The organism is Segatella oulorum F0390, assembly GCF_000224615.1.
Taxonomy (GTDB): Bacteria; Bacteroidota; Bacteroidia; order Bacteroidales; family Bacteroidaceae; genus Prevotella; species Prevotella oulorum.
In genome coordinates, this window is the sequence record NZ_JH114215.1 from 545,705 (window position 1) to 569,384 (window position 23,680).

The 23,680-nt window shown below is 49.2% G+C and carries 17 protein-coding genes and 1 pseudogene; 7 read left to right on the forward strand and 11 right to left on the reverse strand.

What is annotated here, in order from left to right; all coding sequences use genetic code 11:
- Positions 1 to 488: 488 nt before the first annotated feature.
- Positions 489 to 845 carry a hypothetical protein gene (locus tag HMPREF9431_RS13135; RefSeq protein ID WP_196794574.1) on the forward strand — a complete coding sequence of 119 codons (357 nt, stop codon included), beginning with the start codon at positions 489 to 491 and terminating at the stop codon, positions 843 to 845.
- A 754-nt stretch (positions 846 to 1,599) separates the two neighbouring features.
- Here HMPREF9431_RS13135 and HMPREF9431_RS02330 read toward each other — a convergent pair.
- From HMPREF9431_RS02330 to HMPREF9431_RS13355, 4 genes are all read right to left on the reverse strand, one after another.
- Positions 1,600 to 2,523, reverse strand: a complete 924-nt coding sequence (locus tag HMPREF9431_RS02330) for a DUF6261 family protein (protein WP_004379472.1) — start codon at positions 2,521 to 2,523, stop codon at positions 1,600 to 1,602.
- A 431-nt stretch (positions 2,524 to 2,954) separates the two neighbouring features.
- Positions 2,955 to 5,744, reverse strand: coding sequence for a hypothetical protein (locus HMPREF9431_RS02335; protein ID WP_004379474.1), 2,790 nt, complete (start codon positions 5,742 to 5,744; stop codon positions 2,955 to 2,957).
- Positions 5,745 to 5,795: 51 nt separating this feature from the next.
- Complete coding sequence (locus HMPREF9431_RS02340; protein WP_004379475.1) at positions 5,796 to 5,978, reverse strand: hypothetical protein; 183 nt, start codon at positions 5,976 to 5,978, stop codon at positions 5,796 to 5,798.
- 409 nt (positions 5,979 to 6,387) lie between these two features.
- A complete protein-coding gene (locus HMPREF9431_RS13355) occupies positions 6,388 to 6,600 on the reverse strand; it encodes a hypothetical protein (RefSeq protein WP_155812916.1) in 213 nt (70 codons plus the stop codon).
- A gap of 80 nt (positions 6,601 to 6,680) precedes the next feature.
- Here HMPREF9431_RS13355 and HMPREF9431_RS02345 point away from each other — a divergent pair, with 80 nt between their 5' ends.
- A complete protein-coding gene (locus tag HMPREF9431_RS02345) occupies positions 6,681 to 8,159 on the forward strand; it encodes a Do family serine endopeptidase (RefSeq protein ID WP_004379476.1) in 1,479 nt (492 codons plus the stop codon).
- 109 nt (positions 8,160 to 8,268) lie between these two features.
- Here the strand turns inward: HMPREF9431_RS02345 and HMPREF9431_RS02350 are convergent, their stop codons facing one another.
- The 4 genes from HMPREF9431_RS02350 to HMPREF9431_RS02365 are packed head-to-tail and all read right to left on the reverse strand — an operon-like array spanning position 8,269 to position 12,830.
- Positions 8,269 to 9,942 carry a bifunctional metallophosphatase/5'-nucleotidase gene (locus HMPREF9431_RS02350; RefSeq protein ID WP_004379477.1) on the reverse strand — a complete coding sequence of 558 codons (1,674 nt, stop codon included), beginning with the start codon at positions 9,940 to 9,942 and terminating at the stop codon, positions 8,269 to 8,271.
- Positions 9,920 to 11,017 carry a glycosyltransferase gene (locus HMPREF9431_RS02355; RefSeq protein WP_004379478.1) on the reverse strand — a complete coding sequence of 366 codons (1,098 nt, stop codon included), beginning with the start codon at positions 11,015 to 11,017 and terminating at the stop codon, positions 9,920 to 9,922. Before HMPREF9431_RS02355 ends, HMPREF9431_RS02350 begins: the two co-directional genes overlap by 23 nt.
- Positions 11,014 to 11,991 carry a glycosyltransferase family 2 protein gene (locus HMPREF9431_RS02360; protein ID WP_004379479.1) on the reverse strand — a complete coding sequence of 326 codons (978 nt, stop codon included), beginning with the start codon at positions 11,989 to 11,991 and terminating at the stop codon, positions 11,014 to 11,016. The genes HMPREF9431_RS02355 and HMPREF9431_RS02360 overlap by 4 nt, the downstream gene beginning before the upstream one ends.
- Positions 11,943 to 12,830, reverse strand: a complete 888-nt coding sequence (locus HMPREF9431_RS02365; protein ID WP_040561056.1) for a glycosyltransferase family 2 protein — start codon at positions 12,828 to 12,830, stop codon at positions 11,943 to 11,945. Before HMPREF9431_RS02365 ends, HMPREF9431_RS02360 begins: the two co-directional genes overlap by 49 nt.
- Before the next feature lie 230 nt (positions 12,831 to 13,060).
- Between HMPREF9431_RS02365 and HMPREF9431_RS02370 the strand changes: the two genes are divergently transcribed.
- Genes HMPREF9431_RS02370 through HMPREF9431_RS02390 form a run of 5 tightly spaced genes read left to right on the forward strand, consistent with a single transcriptional unit; the run spans position 13,061 to position 19,253 of the window.
- Complete coding sequence (locus tag HMPREF9431_RS02370; RefSeq protein WP_004379481.1) at positions 13,061 to 13,570, forward strand: DMP19 family protein; 510 nt, start codon at positions 13,061 to 13,063, stop codon at positions 13,568 to 13,570.
- Entirely contained in the window at positions 13,563 to 14,042 is a 480-nt protein-coding gene (smpB, locus tag HMPREF9431_RS02375) for an SsrA-binding protein SmpB (RefSeq protein WP_004379482.1), read from the forward strand. Before HMPREF9431_RS02370 ends, smpB begins: the two co-directional genes overlap by 8 nt.
- Before the next feature lie 37 nt (positions 14,043 to 14,079).
- Positions 14,080 to 16,845 carry a methionine synthase gene (gene metH, locus HMPREF9431_RS02380; protein WP_004379483.1) on the forward strand — a complete coding sequence of 922 codons (2,766 nt, stop codon included), beginning with the start codon at positions 14,080 to 14,082 and terminating at the stop codon, positions 16,843 to 16,845.
- Between the two features lie 30 nt (positions 16,846 to 16,875).
- Positions 16,876 to 18,222 (forward strand): tRNA (N(6)-L-threonylcarbamoyladenosine(37)-C(2))-methylthiotransferase MtaB, encoded by a 1,347-nt coding sequence (mtaB, locus tag HMPREF9431_RS02385; RefSeq protein ID WP_004379484.1) that lies wholly within the window; start codon positions 16,876 to 16,878, stop codon positions 18,220 to 18,222.
- Entirely contained in the window at positions 18,219 to 19,253 is a 1,035-nt protein-coding gene (locus tag HMPREF9431_RS02390; RefSeq protein ID WP_004379485.1) for a glycosyltransferase family 2 protein, read from the forward strand. Before mtaB ends, HMPREF9431_RS02390 begins: the two co-directional genes overlap by 4 nt.
- 385 nt (positions 19,254 to 19,638) lie before the next feature.
- Here the strand turns inward: HMPREF9431_RS02390 and HMPREF9431_RS02395 are convergent.
- The 3 genes and pseudogenes from HMPREF9431_RS02395 to HMPREF9431_RS02405 all read right to left on the reverse strand — a co-directional run.
- Positions 19,639 to 19,976: pseudogene (locus HMPREF9431_RS02395) on the reverse strand (transposase); the annotation flags it as partial.
- A 172-nt stretch (positions 19,977 to 20,148) separates the two neighbouring features.
- Positions 20,149 to 22,014: a beta-galactosidase gene (locus HMPREF9431_RS02400; protein ID WP_004379487.1), complete on the reverse strand. Its 1,866-nt coding sequence runs from the start codon at positions 22,012 to 22,014 to the stop codon at positions 20,149 to 20,151.
- A 499-nt stretch (positions 22,015 to 22,513) separates the two neighbouring features.
- Positions 22,514 to 23,680 (reverse strand): DUF6057 family protein, encoded by a 1,167-nt coding sequence (locus HMPREF9431_RS02405; protein ID WP_004379489.1) that lies wholly within the window; start codon positions 23,678 to 23,680, stop codon positions 22,514 to 22,516.

The following is a 23,680-nucleotide window of genomic DNA, read 5'->3' on the forward strand; positions in this document are numbered from 1 at the left end:
CCCTTGGGGTTGTACTTTTTCTCATCACACATCATTACCACACGGTGGCGAATGGATTATTCGCGAATGATTTCCCCATACGAAAATTGATTTTAAAAAGTACAATGCCGATGGCATAGATTCCCGCCCGACGACTTTACCCAGGGTAGCCTCCTATCGTCGGCAACCCTGGGCTGACAAAAGTACAACACCGATGGTGTTGGTTCTTGTGCACCGTTTTCCCAACAAACAAAACCACCCACACACAATCCACCCCAAACGAAATCACCCATTCCACGCGTAACCTGCCCAAACGACATCAACCGCCCACGCACAATCCACCCCAAACGAAATCACCCATTCCACGCGCAACCTGCCCAAACGACATCAGCCGTCCACGTGCAACATCCAAACGAAACCGTAGGGGCGGTGCCTGTGTGCCCGCCCGAACGTCCGCGTAGCGGCGTTTCCATACAAAAGAATACACGCATTGTGCGCGGGGATGAACGATGGATGCGCCCCTGCAGGGCGACTCGGGCGGGCACATAGGCGCCGCCCCCACCAATCTCCACCAAACCGCACGGTGTGCCCTTACCCCATCATATTGCACATTCGATAGCCCACGCCAACCACGCGGTGTGCCCTTACCGCATCGCGGTTATACTTTCGAAAGCGCAGGGTTGGCAAGTGCAACGCAGCCTACCCTGGGTAACAATGCAAGCGAGGAGACTACCCCCTTGGGGGTTGTACTTTTTCTCATCGCACATCATTACCACACGCGGCGAATGATCTCCCGCATGCAAATTGATTTTAAAAAGTACAATGCCGATGGCATAGGTTCCCCTCCACGACTTTACCCAGGGTAGATTTCGCTGCGCTCAATCAACCCTGGGCTATCAAAAGTACAACACCGATGGTGTTGGTTCATGTGCACCGTTTTCACCAACCAACAAACAAAACCACCCACACGCAATCCACTCAAACGAAACCAACCGCCCCACGTACAATCCACCCAAACGAAACCGTAGGGGCGGCGCCTATGTGCCCGCCCGAACGGCTGCACAGCGGCGTTTCCATACAAAAAATAGGTTTATGCACCACGCATTGTACGCGGGGATGAACGATGGATGCGCCCTTATGGGGCGACACGGGCGGGCACATAGGCACCGCCCCTACCCATCTCCATCATATTTTTCCACGCAATCCCATACAAATAAAATAACCATTTACGCGCAATCCACTCAAACGAAATCAACCGTCCATGTGCAATCCGTCCCTACCAAACTCCACCAAACCACGCGGTGTGCCATTACCCCATCGGGGTTATACTTTCTAAAGCGCAGGGTTGGCAAGTGCAACGCAGCCTACCCTGGGTAATGATGTAAGGGATGAGGCTACCCCCTTGGGGGTTGTACTTTTTCCACCACATTGCTTTTTAATGTCCTCCCCCCCCCACATACATCGGGGGCGGAAATGCATCGCGCACTCCCGCCCCCATTCTTAAAATAAAAAAGTGTGTGTATCGTTATGATTTCGGTGTCACCGTAGATGACGTCATTTATTTTAAAACAAATTATTCTTTGGGTGCCCCGTGGATGACGTCATTTGTTTTAAAACAAGTTATTCTTTCGGTGTCACCGTGGCATCGCCCTGACCTTTTCCGCCCGGCTTGTCTTTACCGTCGCCGGGTTTATCTTTGCCATCGCCACCGTCGCCCGGCTTTGCTGCATCACCGCCCGGCTTCTTGCCATCGGGAGTCTTCCCGCCGTCGCCCGGTTTCTTGTCACCCGGTTTCTTCCCATCGCCAGGTTTACTGTCGCCCGGCTTCTTATCCTCCGAAGGCTTTTTCTTCGGCAGCACCTCCTGCTCATTGCGCGTGATGGTTTCGTTGAGGTAGAGGATAAACGTGTCGAAACCTTCGGCCATGCCCAACGATACCAATGCGTTAATCACCTCGGCCACACGCCGATAGGCCTCGTCCGACGCACGCCGCGCCTGTTTCAGCGCACCAGCCACCTGCGGAGCCTTGGCCATGCTGCGCGCCTTGATGAGCGACTCCACCTTCGCGTTGGCCGCTTTGAGCTGCGCCACATAGTCCGTCAGGTTCAGCAATGCCACCGCCGCCGCATCCTTGCCTTCGCAGTCGGCCACCAAGTTGGTGATGAGCCCCGTCTCGCGCTCCAACTGCATGTCGGGGTCAATCTTGTAATCCTTGATGCGCTGCATCAGCGTTTTCGAGGCTTTAGCCTTCTCGGCCACGGGGAACTTGACGTAGCTCCCCACCGCCTTTTTGTAGCCCATGAACAGGGCATCGCGCAACGCATCGTTCTCGGCGATGGCATCGCTCTCCGCATTTTTCTGCGAAATCGACAGACACTCGTCTTCCGCCTTAAACTTCGCCGCCAACGCCTCGACAGCCGCTTTGGCCACCGCATTTTTGTTGATTTCCGTTTCCGTGGCCAACTGCTCGGTCACCGCTTTCATAAACTGAAAATGCGCGCCGTTGTTCAGGCCTCGCAAGTCAAAACCTTTGATTTTCTTCATCGTGATTAATTTTTTTTGATTATGAATGAAGGCCGAACCACCCTCGGCCCATAGGTTCTTCTTTGGGGAACGGCCGTCCGGAACACAGGACAGCCCTATCCCGTTTGGGGAACGTCTGCCCGGAACACGGGTTAGCGCCATCCTGTTCGGGGAATGCCTGTCCGGAACACGGGTTAGCTCCATCCCGTTCGGGGAACGCCTGTCCGGAACACGTTACAGCGCCATCCCGTTCGGGGAACGCCTGGCCGGAACACGGGCTGGCTCCATCCCATTTGGGGAATGCCTGTCCGGAACACGGTACAGCGCCATCCTGTTTTGGGAATGCCTGTCCGGAACACGGTACAGCTCCATCCCGTTCAGGAAATGCCTGTCCGGAACACGGTACAGTCAATTCCATATTAGCATGATTCCACATCAACATCATTCTTCGTTTAATTGTCGGCTACGGGGCGGACGGGGAACCCGACCGACCGAGCGCCGGTGTACTGCGGGTACACGTTCCACTGGCCGAAGTACAGGTTGCAACCGTAGCCCGTGCTGTACGGGACTGCCGACCAATAGTAGCTGACGTCGCCCACGCTGATCAGCGAACCTTCGTCGTAGCGGCGAAAACCCGAAGCGGGGAAATATACGGTGGCATCGGGAGAAGTGATTTTGTTGTTGAAATTCCAACCCCAATCCCAAGCACCGCTGACATTCTTCGTACCTGTTTTCTGCCCATTTTTCGTGAAGCCGGTGAAGGCATTGGAGGCAGGCATGTGGAAGCCTGCGGGGCAGGGATCGTAGATGGTCTTGACCACAGAATTGTCGTTATAACCGATATCGGTGTTGTCCATCGACCAGAGGTTGTTGTAAGAGTAACCTGTTGGAGGATTATTATACCAACTTTCCCCATAATTGTAGAAAGTCTCCGGATGTTGGATACCGTTCGTGACGGACATATTATCGCCGCCGTTCTTGGTAAATGAGCCTTCGGCTGTAGCATCGGTGCCGGGGAAGGCATCCTTGCGACCGAACTGATAGAATGTGGAGGAAATCTCCTTGACGCTGCGGGGATTCTGCGTGATAGTGACGTAGGCAGACTGCTTTGTGCCGCCGTTGGCGCTGGTCTGTTCCACCTTCACGCGGGCCACGCGCGGCTTGTCGTAGGCGGAACCCTCCCACTTGAGATAGGCAGAACCGAGCGTCTGCTTGGTGAAGTTGTAGGTGTACCCTTGATAATTGGTGCAGGCGATGGTGTTCAATACGTCGCTGTGGTCGAACCACAGATGCCATGACCACATCACGATACCCGAGGCGTTCTTGACAGCGATGACGGCATTGCCGTTCTTAATCTTGTCCTGCGGTACGCGGAAGTGAACGAAAGCGTTCGTTCCACTGCCTTCGATGCCGAGGCTACTTGCCTCTATGATGCCACTTTGGTCGGTCCAGACGATGTCGGCCTTGGTAGCAGGATCCGAGGTGTTCTGCACGTTGATGTAGGGAGAGTTGATGTCCACACCGGCGTGGTCCTTGAAATGCTGGAGGATGTAAGTACCACTGTTAGAGGTCTGATAAGATTTGGTATTGGTTATACCGTTCTTGATGGCATTGCCATAGACCAGCGGGATGCGATAGTAGCCCGGAGCGGAAATGAGGTAACTATTGGCGGTGTTCTGAATGGCAGCTGCACCACTGGGATTGGCCAAGTTGTAGGGATGGCCGGACGAGCCTTTGGGCGTAGCATCCTTGAGCACTTGGTTGTAAGCGGCGAGTTGGTCGGTAACAGGAGCGGCTTTCACAGCGGTGTTACAAGCTTCAGCTGCTGTGCCACCATTGCCATGGTCGGTGATATTGCCGAGCCAAGTAGGCTTCGTGGTGCCACGGTCTACCCAACCGCCAGTGCCGCCGTTGAGGGTGTAATCCCACTCTTCGTATTTTGAAATCTTCCAAGGAACGGCTTGTTGCGTTCCGCCACCTTGGCGATAGCTCGTGACGGTAAAAGTCGCACTGCTGATGGGGTTAGCTTGATAGTCGAAGGTCTTGTTATTATCTGTAAGGGTTAATTGATAGCCCCATGAGGAGTTTTTCTGCGAAAGTTTATATTCCGTTGTCACGCCAGCTTTCCAATAAGAATTTTTTATCTTAAAAGTAATAGTCTTGTCTATGCCAGCTTCCTCATAGTGGATAACGATGGGGCGACCCAAAACTTGCTGCGGGGGCAACAGGAAAGTGTATTTATCGCGACCATCTCGGTTGTTGGGGTTGGTGGCAGGATCGAGTGCGCCGGCCAACATCGTGTTGGGCATTTCGGCTGCATTCAAATCAATGCCGTCAAGATAAACGGTTTTGAAACTATTCTGCACATAGTCCCAATCCGCATCGCTTCCGTCGGCCTTGGTGGGCAACTGATAGCGACCTTCAGTGCGTATGCCCTGCATTTCAATTTTCTTAATGCGAATGGGCGAGAGATTGCTGCCAATGGAAAATTTGATGGCGGCTAAGGCATGACGAAACTTGAGATTGCTCGTGGGGTCGTTGCCATGAATGTAGTGCACCAAACCTGAGCAGGCCGTCATCAAATCGACCTGCTGCCTCACATCCAAATTAGCTTTGAAGTAGACGTATGGAATGTTGTTCCAGTTACTCGGTGAAAGGGTGACGCCATTGGTGCCCGTGGCTTCGGGATAAACGGCATAGAAACGGGCGTAGACGTTGACCGGCCAATCCCAATCGTAGCGATGGTTGACGATGTTGCCGTCCTTGTCGGTCTTTTCGTTGTGGAACCACAGCAGTGAGGTACCGGGAACGAGCGGTGCATTGGGTTGTGAGGCACGAAAGCCAATAGATGAGAAATCGCCGAGGGTGGCCGTCTTGATGATTTCGGCGCGTGTTCCTTCGGCCGGTTTCACGGGGTTGATGCCTTCGACAGTCGACTCAATCAGGCAGAGGTCGTGGGGATTATCGCCCGTAGCTTCAAATTTGCGCGGGGCAAGGTCGGCCGACGAAAGGGGCTGTGGGCTCAAACCGCGGGTTATGCCCTTGGCGCCGGCTTGTGCCAAGGTTTCCATCTGTGCGTCGCTCACATTGAAGGCTACCGTCGTCCTTGTGTGTTTGCCGGGCTGTTCGTTGGCCAAATCGTCGTCGGCACAAGCACCGAATAGAAGGGTGGCACCGAGGACAAGTAACAGACAGCCATTGAACAAGCTGCTAAAGTGTTGTTTTCGAAATGTATGTTTCATCTTCTTTTTTCGTTTTGTTGTTTACTACTTGCGATGGACTGCGCACGTCGTTTAATCTTCGTCTTCGACTTCTTCGCTGCCGCCATCTTCAAAATCACCTACGCTGACGCTGCCTTTGTGACCTGTTTCACCGCCGCCACCTGGACGTGCCACGGGACTTTTTGTTAATAACAAATGCTCAGCTGCCAACGGAATGACCGTGCACACAGGCGTTTCATACAATTTTTTCTTCATTTTCTTGTTCTGTTTAAATGATTATATTTACTACTATTGATTTCTTGCTTCACATATTCAGTTACACACACGAAAAAGCATCTGCAAAGAGCTTTGAAAGCTCCTTGCAGATGCTTGAAACGGTGAGTCGACACCCGCGCCAGGCACACCGCTATCGCCTTAGTACAGAGACTTAGACCGTTGTTAGAATATGTGTGTGTGTGTGTGTGTGTGTGTGTGTGTGTGTTACACTTTTATTTGGTTCTGCCAAATAAAAGATGTTAAAACTTACACTATATTTTGTTGCTATTCTATTCATTCTTGTTGCTTTGAAAACGAACATCGGGCGCAAAGGTATAAACTTTTAACGAAAGTGCAAAATCTTGGATAGAAAAAGTGATTATAGCTGCAATTTCATCGCTACTGCCACTTACTCCGGTTGGCACGAATGTAACCAAACACCGGTGACCATCGGCACTACGCCATCGGAGAAAATGAGGAAGACGATAAAAACAACAACAACGATGACCGAAAATGCGGTGGCATGGCCTCCAATGACCGTCGCCAGCACATTTTTACGTTTAAGATGAGTTAAACCATTAACGAAAAGTGTTAAATGCGAATAAAGATTTAAGGAAATCAACTTTGATAAATGATTTTGGTTGTATATTTGCAACCAAATAAAAACAAAACAAAATATTGAAACATTAAACTTACATTGTTATGAGAATGAATAGTAAATATCTTTTCAGCGCCCTGTGCGTAGCGGCTTTAGGCCTCTCTGCAGGTGCATTTATCAAAGCAAATGCAGCACCCGAGGTTGCAGCTGTAGCCCAAGGGCAGCCCATCGATTTAACTTATGCGGCCGAGAAAGCACTTCCCGCAGTGGTGCACATCAAGTTTGTGCAAAATTCGAAAGTGCAAACCGTTGAGACCGACGACGACCCCTTTGGAGGTTTCTTCGATCCCTTCGGCTTCTTTGGTAATCCCAATCAAGGCGGAGGTTCGCAGCGTCGCAAAGTGCAGACACCTAAAAAGGAGGCCACGGGCAGCGGTGTCATTATCAGCAGCGACGGCTACATCGTAACCAATAACCACGTGGTGAATGGTGCCGACGAGCTCACCGTGACGCTCAACGACAACCGCGAATATTCGGCACGTATCATCGGCACCGATCCGCAGACCGATTTAGCGCTCATCAAAATCAACGGCAAGAATCTGCCCACGCTTCCCATTGGCGACAGCGACAAACTGAAGGTGGGCGAATGGGTGCTGGCTGTGGGCAATCCCTACAACCTCAGCTCTACTGTCACAGCAGGTATCGTGAGTGCCAAGGCACGCTCCATGGGTGGCGACGGCAGCAACGGTCCGCAGATTTCGAGCTTCATTCAAACCGATGCGGCCATCAATCCCGGCAACTCGGGCGGTGCCTTGGTTAATGCGCAAGGCGAATTGGTGGGCATCAATGCCATGCTCTATTCGCAAACGGGCGCTTACAGCGGCTACGGTTTCGCTATTCCCACAACCATCATGACCAAAGTGGTGGAAGACCTCAAGCAATATGGCACCGTACAACGTGCTGTGCTGGGCATCCGCGGCGGCGATGTGCTGAACTATATCAACGCGCAGAAGGAAGAAAAGAAAGAGGTTGACTTGGGTACCAACGAAGGAGTTTATGTGGCCGAAGTGGTCGAAGGCAGTTCGGCCGAAGCTGCCGGCATCAAGAAAGGCGACGTGATTGTGGCTGTTGATGGCAAGAAAGTGACGAAGATGTCTGAGTTGCAGGAACTGCTGTCGAAGAAACGTCCGGGCGAACAAGTAAATCTCACCTACTTGCACAACAAGGCCAAGCACAGCAAGTCGGTCGTATTGAAAAATGCACAAGGCAATACCAAAGTGATTAAGACAGCCGACCTCGATGTGTTAGGCGCAAGTTTCCGTCCCGTGACCGAGCAACAGAAGAAAGAATTCAACATCAACGTTGGTTTGGAAGTAACGAAAGTGGGCAAAGGTGCCATCAAAGACAGCGGCATCGACACCGGTTTCATCATGCAATATGCCAACGACACGCCCCTCAAAACCCTCAACGATTTGCAGGAGCTTGTGAAGAGCGCGTCGACCAGCCAAGATCCCGTGCTGATTGTGAAAGGCATTTGGCCTACGGGCAAACGCGATTATAAAGTAGTGAAGATTTCGGAATAACGCAATTTTGCGCTATCCACATCAAAAGGCAGTCCGCTTGGGCTGCCTTTTTTCTTGCATACTTGGCGTAGGCATGGTTCTAGTCACGGGATTATCCTCCTCTCAACCATCACCCATGACAGCCTGGAAACAACAATCGTTTATCGGCTGCAATGGCTGGTTCTGCCCATGCTTTGGGCACAAATTGCCAGTTGTTGTGGGGTTCTGGCGCTATTGTACCTTTTGCGTGGATGTAATCCATAATGATTTGGCGCTGGTCTTTACTGCTCATCCACACAATGCGCCGTGGAAGTTCTTCGAAGGGAATGCCTGCACCACGTGTCAGCAACTCGCCTCCACCATTGCCGCGATAGCTGTTCATCGCCACACGATAGCTTTGATTGAGCATGAAAGGAGCCCCATTGCTCAACCGAAGGATGTTGATTTTCCGTCCGATAGGTTGCCGCACATCGACTTCATAATCAATGCCGGCCACCGTGTCGAAATTAAATGCTAAGTTCTGCCACCGCCAATGCCCATCACTCCCCTGCTCCATGCGCATGAGATGGTCTGTAGGTTCATGCATCGTTTGTGTCCAAAGGGCGTAACTGTACTCCAAAAATTGCTTGATTTCTTGCCCCGTCAAGCGAAACACATACAGTTGGTTTTCGTAAGTGTAAAGATTAAACAGGTCGTAAACATGAATGTCACCCGGCGCAATGACTGCATCAAACTTCAGCGGCGCATTGAATGAGAGTGTGGCCGGAGCGACAGCCAGCTGTACATCGTGAATAAAATCGCTGAAGCGCGACGAACAGAAGAAGCTGTCTCGCGTGCGCAAAGCATGGGTGGTGCGGCCAACGACTTGCTGCGTATAGCTTTCCACCTGCTGCTTATCGGCAGCAAAATGTTGCATAAAGTCATTGTCGAGCGGTTGTTTTTCGAGCGAAACAAGCTGCGCCGTGCAATCAACTTTCTGCACTTTCCCTTCACTAATTTCTATGTCAAGCGTGGCTTCAGCCATCAAATGAGCATTGCTCGAAGGGTTGAGCAGCGTGGTGAACGAACCATCTGCATGACCAACTACTTCCTGCTTTTGCTGGTGGTCGTGTCCGAAGAGGATGAGATCTATTCCCATCGTCTGCTGTGCAACGGCTTTCACTTCATTCTCAGGATAATGTGCATCCGCTATTCCACCCGCATATCCCGAATGAAATAGTCCTATAACAAAATCTGCCTGCTCGCAGCTGCGCACATGATTAACCCATTTTTGCAAACATGAGGCAATGCTTTTGAACTGTATGCCCTGCCACAAACTCTCGTGTAACCAATAGGGAATTGCAGCTGTGAGCATACCGATAACCGCAATGCGCACGCCATCGACAACAAATAGTGCGTAAGGTTTAAAATAAGGTTCGCCAGTCTGTGCATCCACAACATTAGCCGCCAACACAGCATAGTTTGCCTCACGGATATATTTATCGTAAACCGCATGGCCCGTTTCAATGTCGTGATTGCCTATGGCCTGCGCATCATATCCCAATTCGTTGAGCACGCGCGCCGCCATGTTGGGCTGCTCGGGTGCCACGAAATTGCTGTAATAACAGGTGGGCTGACCTTGCAACACATCTCCCCCATCAAGCAACAACAACCGTTCCCCGTAATGTACACGTTGGGCTTTGATGTAGCTTGCTGCCCGCGCAAGACTGCCTGTGCACGGCTTTCGCTCAATAAAATCATAAGGAAAAAAGCTGCCGTGAATGTCGGTTGTGTAGAGAATCTTAATTGTGGAGTGCCTGCTCATAACAATGAAGATATTGTTGTGCCACCTTTATATAATCATGGTGAGCTTTTACATAATCTATACTTTGCTGTTTCAACGCATTGAGTCGTTCGGGATGCTGAATAAATGGCATGAGCTGCTGATAGCAATTTTCCTCGTCGGGCTGCACATTGATCACCGGACGCAACAGCTTTTCACCTAATAGCTCATAACTTTCAGGTTCGCCCCCGCCCACGCAAACCACACCATAACTCATGGCCTCCAAGGCATTCATGGCAGGTGTGTAGCTATAAAGTTGGTCGAAAAGCAAATCGCATGGCTGCATGGCTGCCACATATTGTGCAAAAGGCATATCACGCGCCACACGCAGACTGAATTGCTGTGGAAAATCACGCTGCAATTGCTCGGCTACGCGCAACATGCGGTCGGTTCCTTTGTAAGCACTGCGCGCCTGATTAATGCCGATAAAAGCCTTCAAAGCTCCCGAAACAGGGGCTGGGCGAACGGCTTTTGGGATGATGGGCAACGGACAGAAAACGGTTTTTTGAGGATAAAGCGATTGATAGCACACCCAATATTCATAAAGCCCTGCTATGATTAAGTCGCAATCCTGGGCAATATATTGGTTGAGTGCAGCTTTCGCCGTTCCGCTCCATTCCGCGATATGACGTTGCGCCTCAGCATCCTTGCGAAGTGCATTCCCGATATTAAAATCGCTATAGCGCAGCGGAAAGCGCGTGATATTCTCGTGCACCCAATAATAATCCATGCCAAATGCGCCCAAGATAACACACCTATTGTGGCGGCGCAAATAACGATAGAAGAAAAAAAGACGCTCGGCTTTTAACTCAAAAAACATGGGATTGATGAGCTGCACTATGTCAAATCCGCGCCACTGAGGCAACAATCTCAGAAGTTTTGCATAAAGTCGCAAGCCGCTCAAAGTCCCGGGATGCCGGCTCACATCCACATCGCGTGGATAGTTTTTCCAGAAATCCCCATTCGAAACCACCACCACCCGATGCCCCAAAGCACGCAAACCTAAGGCCAGCGTATGGTGCACATTGCTATATTCGCCCAATAATAAAATCTTCATTTCAACATTGTTGCAAGGATCACCTTTCGCCCCCAACTATAATTGATGAGGTTTCTGAAAAGCGAATATTTCTTGGTGTAATGCTTATTGGGCAGCGGAAAAAGTCCATATCTGCGCATCCGTTCGCAAGCATCGGTGAGCCGTTCATAGCTATGGGTGAGGCGTGCTGTGAGATAAAGATAATCCATCGTGAGTTGCAAGATACGCCGCTCCAACGCCTTTTGTTCAGAATGCGTAAGCGTTTTCTTTTTCTCCAATAGCACAAGAATCACTTCCTCGGTGTCTTGCAATCGAAGCAACTTATTTTTAGGCTGCTTTTGATGCAGAGCAGAGGCTGTATGTTGCCGATAGAAATAGGCTTTGGCCGAGGTGGAAAACAAATGCTTCGATTGCAAAATAAGTTGTGCCGTGAACTCTTCATCTTCAGCATAATGCCGCATGGTTGTGAAACGAAGGCCATGCAACAAATGCTTGCTAAACAGATAGCCACAAGCTGTGCCTCGCAAATTGTGCGTCTGCATATATTCAACACCTGCGCAAGGCCCCTCATAGTCATCAGCAAGTGGCACCTTAGGCGAAGTCGACAGCTGGAACAAGACCAAATCGGGCTGATGATAGCGCACCAAATCCAAGCAATGTTCATAGGTGGATTGCAACAAATAGTCGTCGCCATCAACAAATTGCAAATACTTGCCCTGCGCCATACTGATGCCACGATTACGCGCCATGCTCAGCCGCAGGTTGGGCTGCCGCACATAAATCAACTCATCGCAAAAGTCGAGCAGCACATTGATGGCAGGCTCGCGACTTCCATCATCAATCACTATCAGCTCACGGTCATTGTGGCTCAACGAGAGTTTAAGAACGCTTTCAACACATGCGCGCAGCTGCCGCGCGTCGGTGTTGCAAGTGACAATGATGAAACTCACCAACGGTTTGGCTGCAGGGTTTTGTAGATTTTGTGAATGAAGCATAGGCCTTGTATTCCGATTAATGAATAAATGTAGAGTTTAAACGTGCCGCGAAAAGGCGGCCGATGGGGCAAGAGAATGGGACCGCCTTGCCGATAAACATCTAATTGCACATTTAAGATGCACGCAAAGTAGACTTTGTCGCAAACCTTTTTCATCGTGTTTACATGCCAATGCAGCAGACTTTCTAACTGAAAAGATGATGCATTGGCCGACAAACCATGCGGGTTTTGCTGGTAGTGATAGCAGCCCTCGTTCATGGTGGCGATGCATGGACAAGACGGGAGCAAGCGCATCAAAAATTCGATATCCTCGAATGCTGCACCTATTTTAAACGGATGATGCATCACCTGCTCGCGGCGGTAGATTTTATTCCAAGCATAGCCATGAGCATAGGCTCGCGTGCGCAGCCAATAATGCCGCCAATCGGTGTAAAGCCGTGGTGCGAAAGCCAACCGATGCGCCTGCACACTCCCCTCACCCACAAGGACGGGGAACTCTAAAAGTGCTATCTCTGGATGCCGCTTCAACATTGCAAACGCTGCCGCATAAGTACCAGGCGCCACGGTGTCATCGCTATCCACAAAAGTAATATATTGCCCTTTTGCCACTGCAACACCCGCATTTCGAGCACTGCTCAATCCCTGATTGTCCTGGCTGATACAGCGCACATTCTCATGCCCCGCAACGATGTCAGAGGCAATCTGCCGCGCATCGGCCGGCGCACCATCATCAACCAAGATAATTTCCATCTCATCCACCTGCTGCACCAGCACAGAGGCCACACTTTGACGAAGCGTGGTGGCCGACTGATAGAACGGGATGACGACGGAGAGTAACATGGTTGCAAAAGTAATAAAAAACCCATGAAGGGGAAAGGCTTGCCCGCATATTTTGTGCTGCCAACCCAAATGCACAAGGAATGTGGCCTTGCGACCCTCCGGTGGCACGGGATTTTTTTTCGCATGCAAACGACCCTGTTGCCGCAAAAAGATTAAGAAAGCAATAAACAAAGCAAGTGTTTTGTCTATTGCCTGAAAATTGCTACTTTTGCAGCAAAAGAAAAAGAAATATGAAAGAGGTGAAAATGGATGATAAGGTGTTGCAGATGGCCGCCGAAAAAGGTTATGACGAGTTTGTTTCAACCATCACACAGGCCATATTAAATGCTATTGGTGGCGAGCTGAATGGTGAAAACATGGCGCAACTCAACGCCGACCAAATCACCCTGCTGGCCTATCATTATTTGTACGAAGAAGTGATGGAGGGCGGCTTTGTGCAGCTCATTCACAATGGTTTGGGCAGTTTCATCTTCCTCAACCCCACAGGCAAGGCCTTTCGTGAATGGGGCTTGCAAGAACTCTTTAAAATCTTGGGCAAAACGCATCGCCTTTATTCAAAATACCACGCTGAGATAGAGCGCGATTGCGATGACGAAACGTTTATGGCAATGTATGAGCAATTTGCCGAGTTCGACGAATTCGACGAACAGTTTGTTGAAAACGAAGAGCTTTTCACGCGGCAAATTGCACGTTATGTTGACCATCATTTAGATCATTTTGTAGTGATAGCACATGAGTAAGCAAAATAAAGGTGGCAGCAAAGGCGGCCCCATTCAGATAAGGAATAAGAAAGCTTCGTTTGAATATTTTTTCACCGACACCTACACTGCGGGCATCGTGCTCACGGGAACCGAAATCAAAAGCATTCGGGCCGGCAAGGCTTCGCTGGTAGATTCGTTTTGTGTAGTCTACAAAGGTGAGTTATGGGTGAAGGGCATGAACATCAGCCCCTATTTTTATGGTTCGTATAGCAACCACGAAGCAAAACGCGACCGAAAATTGTTGCTCACCAAACAAGAATTGCGTCGCTTGGCCGATGCTGCGGCACAAATAGGCTTTACCATCGTCCCCACGCTGCTCTTTATCGATGAGCACGGACGCGCCAAAGTCAATATTGCCGTGGCAAAGGGTAAAAAGGAATTTGACAAACGGCAGACCTTGCGCGAAAAGCAAGACCGAAGAGAAATGGATCGTATGATGAAACATTATTAAATATTTCGCACTATCCGTTCACGATGCGTTTAAATTTATGAAGAAATTACAAGATGTTATTCAGGATAGAATCTTAATCCTCGATGGCGCTTTGGGAACAATGTTCCAAACCTATGCGCTTTCCGAGGAGGATTATCGCGGAACGCTGTTTCAAAACTGCCCGCAAAAGCAGTTAAAAGGCAATCACGATTTGCTAAACCTCACCCGGCCTGATGTGGTACTTGATGTGCACCGCCGCTATCTGAAGGCCGGAGCCGACATCATTGAAACCAACACTTTCTCAGCACAACGTATTTCGCAAGCCGATTATGGCTTGGAAGCGGATAGCTATAAAATAGCACTCGAAGGCGCTCGCTTAGCCAAAACGGCTGCGATGGAATTCGCTACCGAAGAGAAACCGCGCTTTGTCGCAGGCTCCATTGGTCCGACAAACAAAACCTGCTCGATGAGCCCAGATGTCAATAGTCCAGCCACACGCAACCTCACGTACGATGAATTATATGAAGCTTACGCCGAAGAGATACGAGGATTATTAAATGGCGGTGTGGATGCCTTTCTCATTGAAACGATTTTCGACACGCTTAATGCAAAGGTCGCTATTGATGCAGCTATCGCAATAATGGCCGAATACAAAAGAGAGCTCCCCATTATGATTAGCGCTACGATTAGCGATTTAGCCGGTCGAACGCTGAGCGGGCAAACGTTAGAAGGCTTCTTGGGCAGCCTCAGCGGCTATCCCATCTTCTCCGTGGGACTGAACTGCTCGTTTGGGGCGCGGCAAATGAAACCTTTCTTAGCTTCATTAGCCCACAAAGCTCCCTATTATATCTCGGTTTATCCCAATGCCGGTCTGCCCAATTCGTTGGGACAATATGACGAATCGGCCGACAGCATGGCACAACAAATTGAGGAGTACTTGGACGAAGGCTTGGTGAACATTGTGGGAGGATGTTGCGGCACAACCGATGAATTCATTGCTAAGTTTTCCCAATTAGCCAAAGGCAGGAAGCCTCACCGGATAAACGCGAAATCCGATGCGATGTGGTTGAGTGGCTTAGAGCTGTTGGAACTCACACCCGATATACGCTTTGTAAACGTGGGCGAGCGATGCAATGTTGCCGGCAGTCGCAAGTTTCTGCGTCTCATTGAAAACAAACAATATGATGAGGCGCTTGCCATTGCGCGCAAGCAAGTGGCCGATGGTGCCATGGTGATTGATGTCAACATGGACGATGGCTTGTTAGATGCAAAGAGCGAGATGGTGAACTTCCTAAACTTAGTGGCTTCTGACCCCGACGTGTCGCGCGTGCCCATTATGATTGATTCCAGCAAATGGGATGTAATCCTTGCAGGGTTGAAATGCATTCAAGGCAAAAGCATCGTGAATTCCATTTCACTCAAAAACGGTGAAGAGGTGTTCCTTCGTGAGGCACGAGATGTAAAACGCTATGGTGCTGCCGTGGTAGTGATGTGTTTCGACGAGCAGGGACAAGCTACATCCTATGAACGCAAGATTGAAATTGCCGCACGTTCCTATCGTTTGCTGACGGAGAAAGTTGGTATTAATCCGCAAGACATCATCTTCGACCCTAATATTTTATCAATAGCTACAGGCATTGAAGAACACAACAACTATGCTGTAGATTTTATTAAAGCTGTCGGTTGGATAAAGAAGAACCTTCCAGGAGCTCACGTCAGTGGTGGTGTAAGCAATCTTTCGTTCTCTTTCCGTGGCAATAATGATATCCGCGAGGCCATGCATGCCGTGTTTCTCTACCACGCCATCCAGCAAGGAATGGATTTCGGTATCGTTAATCCTGCTACCAAAATGGTTTACGCTGACCTGCCTAAAGATTGGCTTACAACCATCGAAGATGTGGTGCTCAATAAAGATGCAGAGGCTAGCGAACGCTTGATTGACTTGGCCAATCGAGTGAAAGCAGAGCAAGAACAACGGAAAAATGGTGCTCGGGCTGTTGCTGAACAGCATGAAGCATGGCGAGAGACAGACGTAGCGCAGCGATTGGCCTATGCCTTGCGAAAAGGAATCAGTGATTATTTAGAAGTCGATTTGGCCGAAGCACGCCAACAATATCCACACGCTGTAGACATCATCGAGGGACCACTGATGGCTGGCATGAATGAAGTGGGAGAACTCTTTGGTACGGGTAAGATGTTCTTACCCCAAGTGGTAAAGACCGCTCGCACCATGAAACAGGCTGTGGCCATTTTGCAACCTTTCATTGAAGCCGAAAAAGCCGAAGGCAACTATGTGGCAGGCAAAATTTTGTTGGCCACCGTCAAGGGCGACGTGCACGACATTGGTAAGAATATTGTAGGCGTGGTGATGGCTTGCAACAACTACGAAGTGATTGATTTGGGCGTGATGGTTCCTGCAGAACAAATCGTGGCCGAAGCCATTGCACACCGTGTCGACATGATAGGATTGAGCGGTTTGATTACCCCTTCGTTAGAAGAAATGGTACATGTGGCGCAAGAAATGGAGAAAGCCGGCCTGCATATTCCAATTATGATTGGCGGCGCCACTACAAGTCAACTGCATGTGGCACTAAAGATTGCTCCCGCATATAGCGGTCCTGTAGTTTGGATGAAAGATGCCTCACAAAACGCATTGGTTGCCGCACACTTGCTAAACGATGAAGCGCGCGAACGGCTGAAACACGAGTTAAACGCGAAATATGATGAGTTGCGCCAGCGTTTTGAACAGCGCCAAGCCAAAACAATTTCACTCGAGGAAGCTCGCGCCAATAAATTGAATCTGTTTCCTACGCCCAATGCATAATTCCACATCACGCATAACTATTCAAACAAAATGATTGATTCTTCAGCTTTTCAAGGAAAGAAAGCAAAATACTATACGCTGGGCTGCAAACTAAATTTCTCAGAGACCTCCACTTTTGGCAAAATGTTGTCCGACATGGGTGTGCTCACGGCTGAGAAAGATGAGCAGGCTGACATCTGTCTCATCAATACCTGCAGCGTGACCGAAGTGGCCGACCATAAATGTCGACAAGCCATCCACAAAATGGTGCGCGAGAATCCTGGGGCATTCATCATCGTCACAGGCTGCTATGCACAGTTAGAGAGTGAAAAAGTGAGCCAAATCCAAGGCGTCGATTTAGTGTTGGGTTCCAACGAAAAAGCCAACCTCATTCAATATCTCAACGACGCATTCTTGCACAAAGATGACGATGCCCTGCATCAATACCACAGTGTCAAGACAAAGGATATTAAAAGTTTCCAACCATCGTGCTCACGAGGCAACCGAACACGCTATTTTCTAAAGGTGCAAGACGGCTGTAACTACTTTTGCACCTATTGCACTATCCCCTATGCTCGCGGCTTTTCGCGCAATCCTACTATCGCCTCTCTTGTGCGGCAGGCTGAAGAAGCTGCTGCCGAAGGCGGAAAAGAGATTGTGCTCACGGGGGTAAACATTGGCAATTTTGGTGAAACTACCCATGAAAGCTTCCTTGATTTGGTAAAAGCACTCGACGAAGTAGATGGCATTCAGCGCTATCGCATCAGCAGTTTGGAGCCCGACTTGATTGATGATGCGCTCATTGATTATTGCAGTCGCAGCCAAAAGTTCATGCCCCACTTTCATATTCCTTTGCAGAGTGGCAGCGACGAAGTGCTCAAGCTTATGCATCGGCGCTATGATACAAAGCTCTTTGCGGAAAAAGTGATGCGCATCAAACAACAAATGCCCGAAGCTTTCATCGGCGTTGATGTGATGGTGGGTAGCCGTGGCGAGCGTCTAGAACACTTTGAAGCCTGCTACGACTTTCTCAACAGCCTGCCCGTGACGCAGCTTCATGTGTTTCCCTACAGCGAACGCCCGGGCACACAGGCGCTCAACATTCCTTATGTGGTGGACGAAAAAGAAAAGAAACGCCGCGCCAAACGGTTGCTCGCCTTGAGCGATGAGAAAACACAAGCCTTCTATGCACAATTCATTGGTCAAGAAAAACAAGTGCTTTTCGAAAAGGCGCCACGCGGAAAAGCCATGCATGGGTTTACGGACAATTACATTCGCGTGGAACTTGCCCCTGCGATGGCGCGTGAAGAATATGATAACCAGCTCATGACTGTCCGGTTGGGCGAATTCAACCACGATCACACGGCACTCAGAGTACAAAATATTGTTGAGGAATGAAGACTGTAGCCATTGTTATTTTAAATTGGAATGGGCGGAAAATGCTCGAACGATATCTGCCCGCACTCGTGCGCAACACCCCACAACAAGCTCAAATCATAGTGGCCGATAATGCCTCGACCGACGATTCGATGGCTTTTCTCGCTGCCCACTATCCCAACATCCGTTGCATCGAACTCTATCAAAACTTAGGCTTTGCCGAGGGATATAACCGTGCATTGCAGCAGGTGGAGAGTGAATATTACGTGCTGCTCAATTCAGATGTCGAAGTAACCGAGAATTGGCTCCAGCCCCTACTCGACTACATGGAGCATCATCCCGACGTGGCAGCATGCCAACCCAAATTGCACGCGGTGGCACAACCCACACAATTCGAATATGCCGGTGCGGCCGGCGGTTTCATGGATTGGTGGGGATACCCCTTTTGCCGTGGGCGCATGTTTGAAACGGTGGAAACCGATCATGGCCAATACGACCGGCCTGCTCACACATTTTGGGCTACGGGCGCCTGTTTGTTCATTCGCGCTACAGACTATTGGGCCGCAGGAGGTTTGGACCAACGCTTCTTTGCCCACAGCGAAGAGATTGACCTTTGCTGGCGGCTCAACATTCAAGGGCGCAAAATAGCGTGTGTGCCTGGCAGCACGGTTTACCATGTTGGAGGCGGAACGCTGCCCAAAGGCAATGCACGGAAGACCTATTTAAATTTTCGCAACAACCTCACCATGCTCTATAAAAACCTTCCATCAGACCAACTTCGGCCCGTCATGGCCATGCGCTGGCTGCTGGACTATGTGGCAGCTTGGCAGACGCTCATTACCCAGGGGAACATAGCCGACTTCAAAGCTATCTATAAGGCACGGCACGATTTTTGGGCTTGGCGAAACGAGTTTAAGGACGACCGCCGGCGAATTCAGTCGTGGCGCAGTGAGAAAAGTTGCGATAAGCGCTATCGGCACGCCATCTTGTGGCAATATTATATTCGCCATCGCAGGACTTTCGCCTCACTTCCTCAACACAATGAAGCCTAAACAAGCCGTAACAGAGTTGGTGCCTTCCAACTTCTTGAGAGGCAATTCATACTAAAAACAAGGTTGCGGGAAATTCCGACGGGCCATTTTAATCAAAAACAAGGCTTCGGAAAATTCCGACGGGTCATTTTAATCAAAAACAAGGCTTCGGAAAATTCCGACGGGTCATTTTAATCAAAAACAAGGCTTCGGAAAATCCCGACGAGCCATTTTAATCAAAAACAGGGCTTCGGAAAATTCCGACGGGCCATTTTAATCAAAAACAGGGTTGCGGAAAATTCCGACGAGCCATTTTAATCAAAAACAGGGCTGCGGGAAATTCCGACGGGTATTGTCCTAAAAAGTGTGTAACCATAATTTCCCATATCTTCCATTTTGTTCAAAATTATTTACTCTCTTTCCAGCATCTCCATTGATAAACTTTCCTTCGATATGTAGTCTGCGTTTCTTCCATTACAACAGATGAACCGATTGACTTGACGGCATTGCAGCTCTCATCTTAATGGTTCTTTTATACTTTCTGTTGAGCCGCTCAATCCAATTCGTCGTATAAATGCATCTTTGTACTTCTACTGGGAAGTCCATATAGGTGAAATAAGCAATATTACGTTGGGCTTTATATTTGCGTAACACGGGGTATTTCTTTTCCCATCGGTTTACAAAAGTAATAAAATGTTCGTAACCTTGCAAAGATTTGCGCTCTTTGTCCTCCAAGGTGAATACCATGTGCTAAATCAACAAACGAAAAGATGGGTTGAAAGAGTATTCGACAGCCTTATAAAAGTTCTCTGAAAACGGGGTTAGAATGGTGGCGGGGGTTGCCGCTTATAAAAACTGCTGACAACACAAAATAGTTGCCAGCAGTCGGGTAATCAAAGAAAAGAAAATCGTTTCGTTATTTTACTAATTGGTCGAGAACGGGAGTCGTGCCGCTACTTAATTCGGCTTTCTTTTCGTCATTGAGTTGCTCGAACACCACAATGTCGTTTTTCCCTTTCTTGAGGAAACAGCCCGGCAAATAAAGTGTTTGTTGCGGACCAACCTTCCAGTAGCGTCCCAAATTGATGCCGTTTACAAAGACAATGCCTTTGCCCCATTTCGCCATGTCGAGGAAAGTGTCGCCGACTTTGTCGAGTGTGAAGCTGCCGCCATAGAGCACGGGCATACCCGCTTTGTAGCCTGCGGCTAACTTGGTCATATCGGGCATTCTATCCATGGGCAACGAATACATTTGCCAATTACCCGTAATCTCATTGCCTTCAATGGTGACGGGCTTCGTAATGCCTTTGAAGCTCTCAACAATGCGTGCACCATAGTTGATGCGTCCCATGTTTTCAACGAGGATATCCAACACGCCATTGAAGGGGACATTCACCTCCATGCTATCGACATCGGTCACGCGGCTCAATTCGCCCACCTTTGTGCCATTCACATAGACCACAGCATAGTCGGCTAATCCTTTGATGCGCATCATGCCCGAAATGGGCTGGTTGAAGTGACGCCGATACAACACATAGCCCATACCTTGATTGAGGTCTTCGAAGGTCATGGGCGTGTCGTTCTCAACGGCCTTCATTCCTACTACCATTGTCATCACATCGACCGTCTTGTTCAACGAAATCTTGGGTATGGCAATCACTGGAATGCGGGCAGGAACAGCGGGCACTTTGTAGGCAACCGACTTCATCATCAACGCACGAATGGCATTATATTTCTCGGTAGCCCAACCCGCTTCGCTGATGGGTGCGTCATAATCGTAGCTCGTCATGTCGGGTTGCAGATTGGTGGCGTTGCTATAGTTAGCACCGGTCGTGAAGCCGAAGTTGGTTCCGCCATGCACCATGTAGTAGTTGAAGCTCACACCGTTATCTAAATATTTCTTGGTTTGCTTCACTACACTTTCGGTTGAAACGCGTGGGAACGGTTCCGCCCAATGGCTGAGCCAGCCCGGATAGAACTCGGCAACCATGTATGGGCCTACTCCTCCATGATATTCGTTGACCACTTGCTTCAACTTCTCAATATTGCCTTCGCCATTTGCCGTGGGCAATGCGCCCTCGATGCTTCCTCCCTTGAAGAGCCAGCTTCCATCCGACGTGAACATGGGAATGTCAAATCCTGCATCTAACAGTTGCTGACGAATTTGAGCCGCATATTTCTTGTGCACTTCCAACGGAATATCTTTGCGTTGTGCCACGTAGGAGCCAAATTCGTTCTCGGCTTGCACCATCACCACCGGACCTCCTTTTGTGATTTGCAAATCGCGCACCTGATTAGCCAGTTGATTGATGTACACACGACAAGAATCTAAGAAGGGTTTGTTGTCGGTGCGAATAACTAAACCTTTGGCTTTGGGCAGCCACCATGGATAACCCCCGAACTCCCATTCCGCGCAACAATAAGGGCCTGGGCGCAAAATCACCATTAAGCCCTCTTCGCCTGCAATCTTAATGAAATTGCGGATGTTGTGGTTTCCCGTCTGCCAATCCCAAACACCGGGACTGGTTTCGTGATGGTTCCAAAACACATACGATGTGACGGCATTCAGTCCCATAGCTTTCATCATTTGCAGACGGTGACGCCAGTAAGGAGCCGGAACGCGCGCATAGTGCAACTCACCCGAATGGATCTGCGTTGGTTTTCCGTCATAAAGGAAATTTCCATTCGCGATTGTAAACGTGTGTTTGGTTTGCTTTGCAGCTGTAGCTGAACCCACAACCAACAAAAGTCCAGCTAAAAGCAGTAGTTTTAATTTGTTCATTATACTTAAACGATATATGGATTTAATAAATTGTCTGCCAAAGGTCTTAAAAAAGACTGAATGGAGCAAGACTTTTCTTAAGAAAATTCATTTTGTCTGCAAAATAAGAACTTTATTTATGAAAACAGGTCGCCGCAGCGATGTAAAAGGTCATATTGACCACCGAATCAGTTGCTGCAATGATGTAATGGCCATATTGACCACCGAATCAGTTGTTGCAACGATGTAATGGTCATATTGACCACCGAATCGTTTGCTGCAATGATGTAATGGCCATATTGACCGCCGAATGAGTTGTTGCAGCTATGTAATGGCCATATTGACCACCGAATCAGTTGCTGCAACGATGTAATGGCCATATTGACCCCCGAATCGTTTGCTGCAATGATGTAATGGCCATATTGACCACCGAATCAGTTGCTGCAACGATGTAATGGCCATATCGACCACCGAATGAGTTGTTGCAACGATACCTTCTATCAGAATTGTGGTGCACATTTTACAGTTGTTCGTGATGCAGCTGATAATAATACATCCAATAGGTGTTGCCAAAAGTGTCGCGCAACGCCGTTAACTGCTTCTTTGGGTCGGGATTGTTGTGCATGATGGTTTGGAAATCGGCAAAATCGGCATCCACTACATTGTCGTGATAAAGCACGAAAGGTGCAGAACGCAGGTGATTATAGAGCACCAGCGCTTCACGATAATGCTTGGGCAACGAGGCTGTGATGGCATAATAACTGCCAATCGTGTGAGCAAAAGCATCGAGTTTTCCCTGCAGCAGATAGCCGCAAAGCAAATAGTCGTGCGCTGCAGGGGTAGCCATTTTATGCTGATGGATCAATTCCAAATAATGCATGGGTGACAGGTGCTGTTTAAACACAGCGCCTAAATGTTGGCCAACAGAAAGCATCGGGCACATGAAAAATCGTACGCTTCTTCCATTAGGCAATAAGGCATCGGCACCTCCCACTATGGGATAATGAAAAAGTCGATGAGGCAACTGCCCCATGAGCGATAAATTGTAAATGCGCAGACAGGTGAGTGAGGAATCGGTTTGCAAACTATTTTCACCCACTTTAGCTGCTGCGCTATATTCATGCTTCAACATGTGCTGTTCCATGCTGAGCTGATAGTGCAGCAACTTATCATGATTTGAAAAACAGCTTACGAAGGCAAACAGCAGCAACATGCCCACGTAGTTTGCCAAGGCTCTCCCACTCAACCAAGGAGTCATCTCGTGAACATCATTCGTTTGCCATTGCTTAGCTTGCTGCATCATCCACAACGAAATGGCTATGAGTATTGGAGTTGCCCAGCACCACCAGCCCCAGCTGACTCCCTCTGAAGGATTGATGCGCATAGCTGTGACAGATGTGAGTAGCAGAAATGAGGGAACATAACTGAGCACATAGATACTGCCACGCAGCTTGAAATAACCATTGATTGCAAGCTGGAATAGTGTGAGTAAAGCCGTGATGAGCAACCCTCCCCAAAGACGATGATAATGCGTCTGGCCATGCGACAGTATATACTGTGCCGTAGCCAGAACATCGTTTTGGTAAAAATAAAGGTAGCAGAATGAAAAAGTTACAAACAAGGTGAAACAACACAGACGATAGCCCACACTGCCGTGCGGAGTGCCATCTTGATAATTGGTATCCAT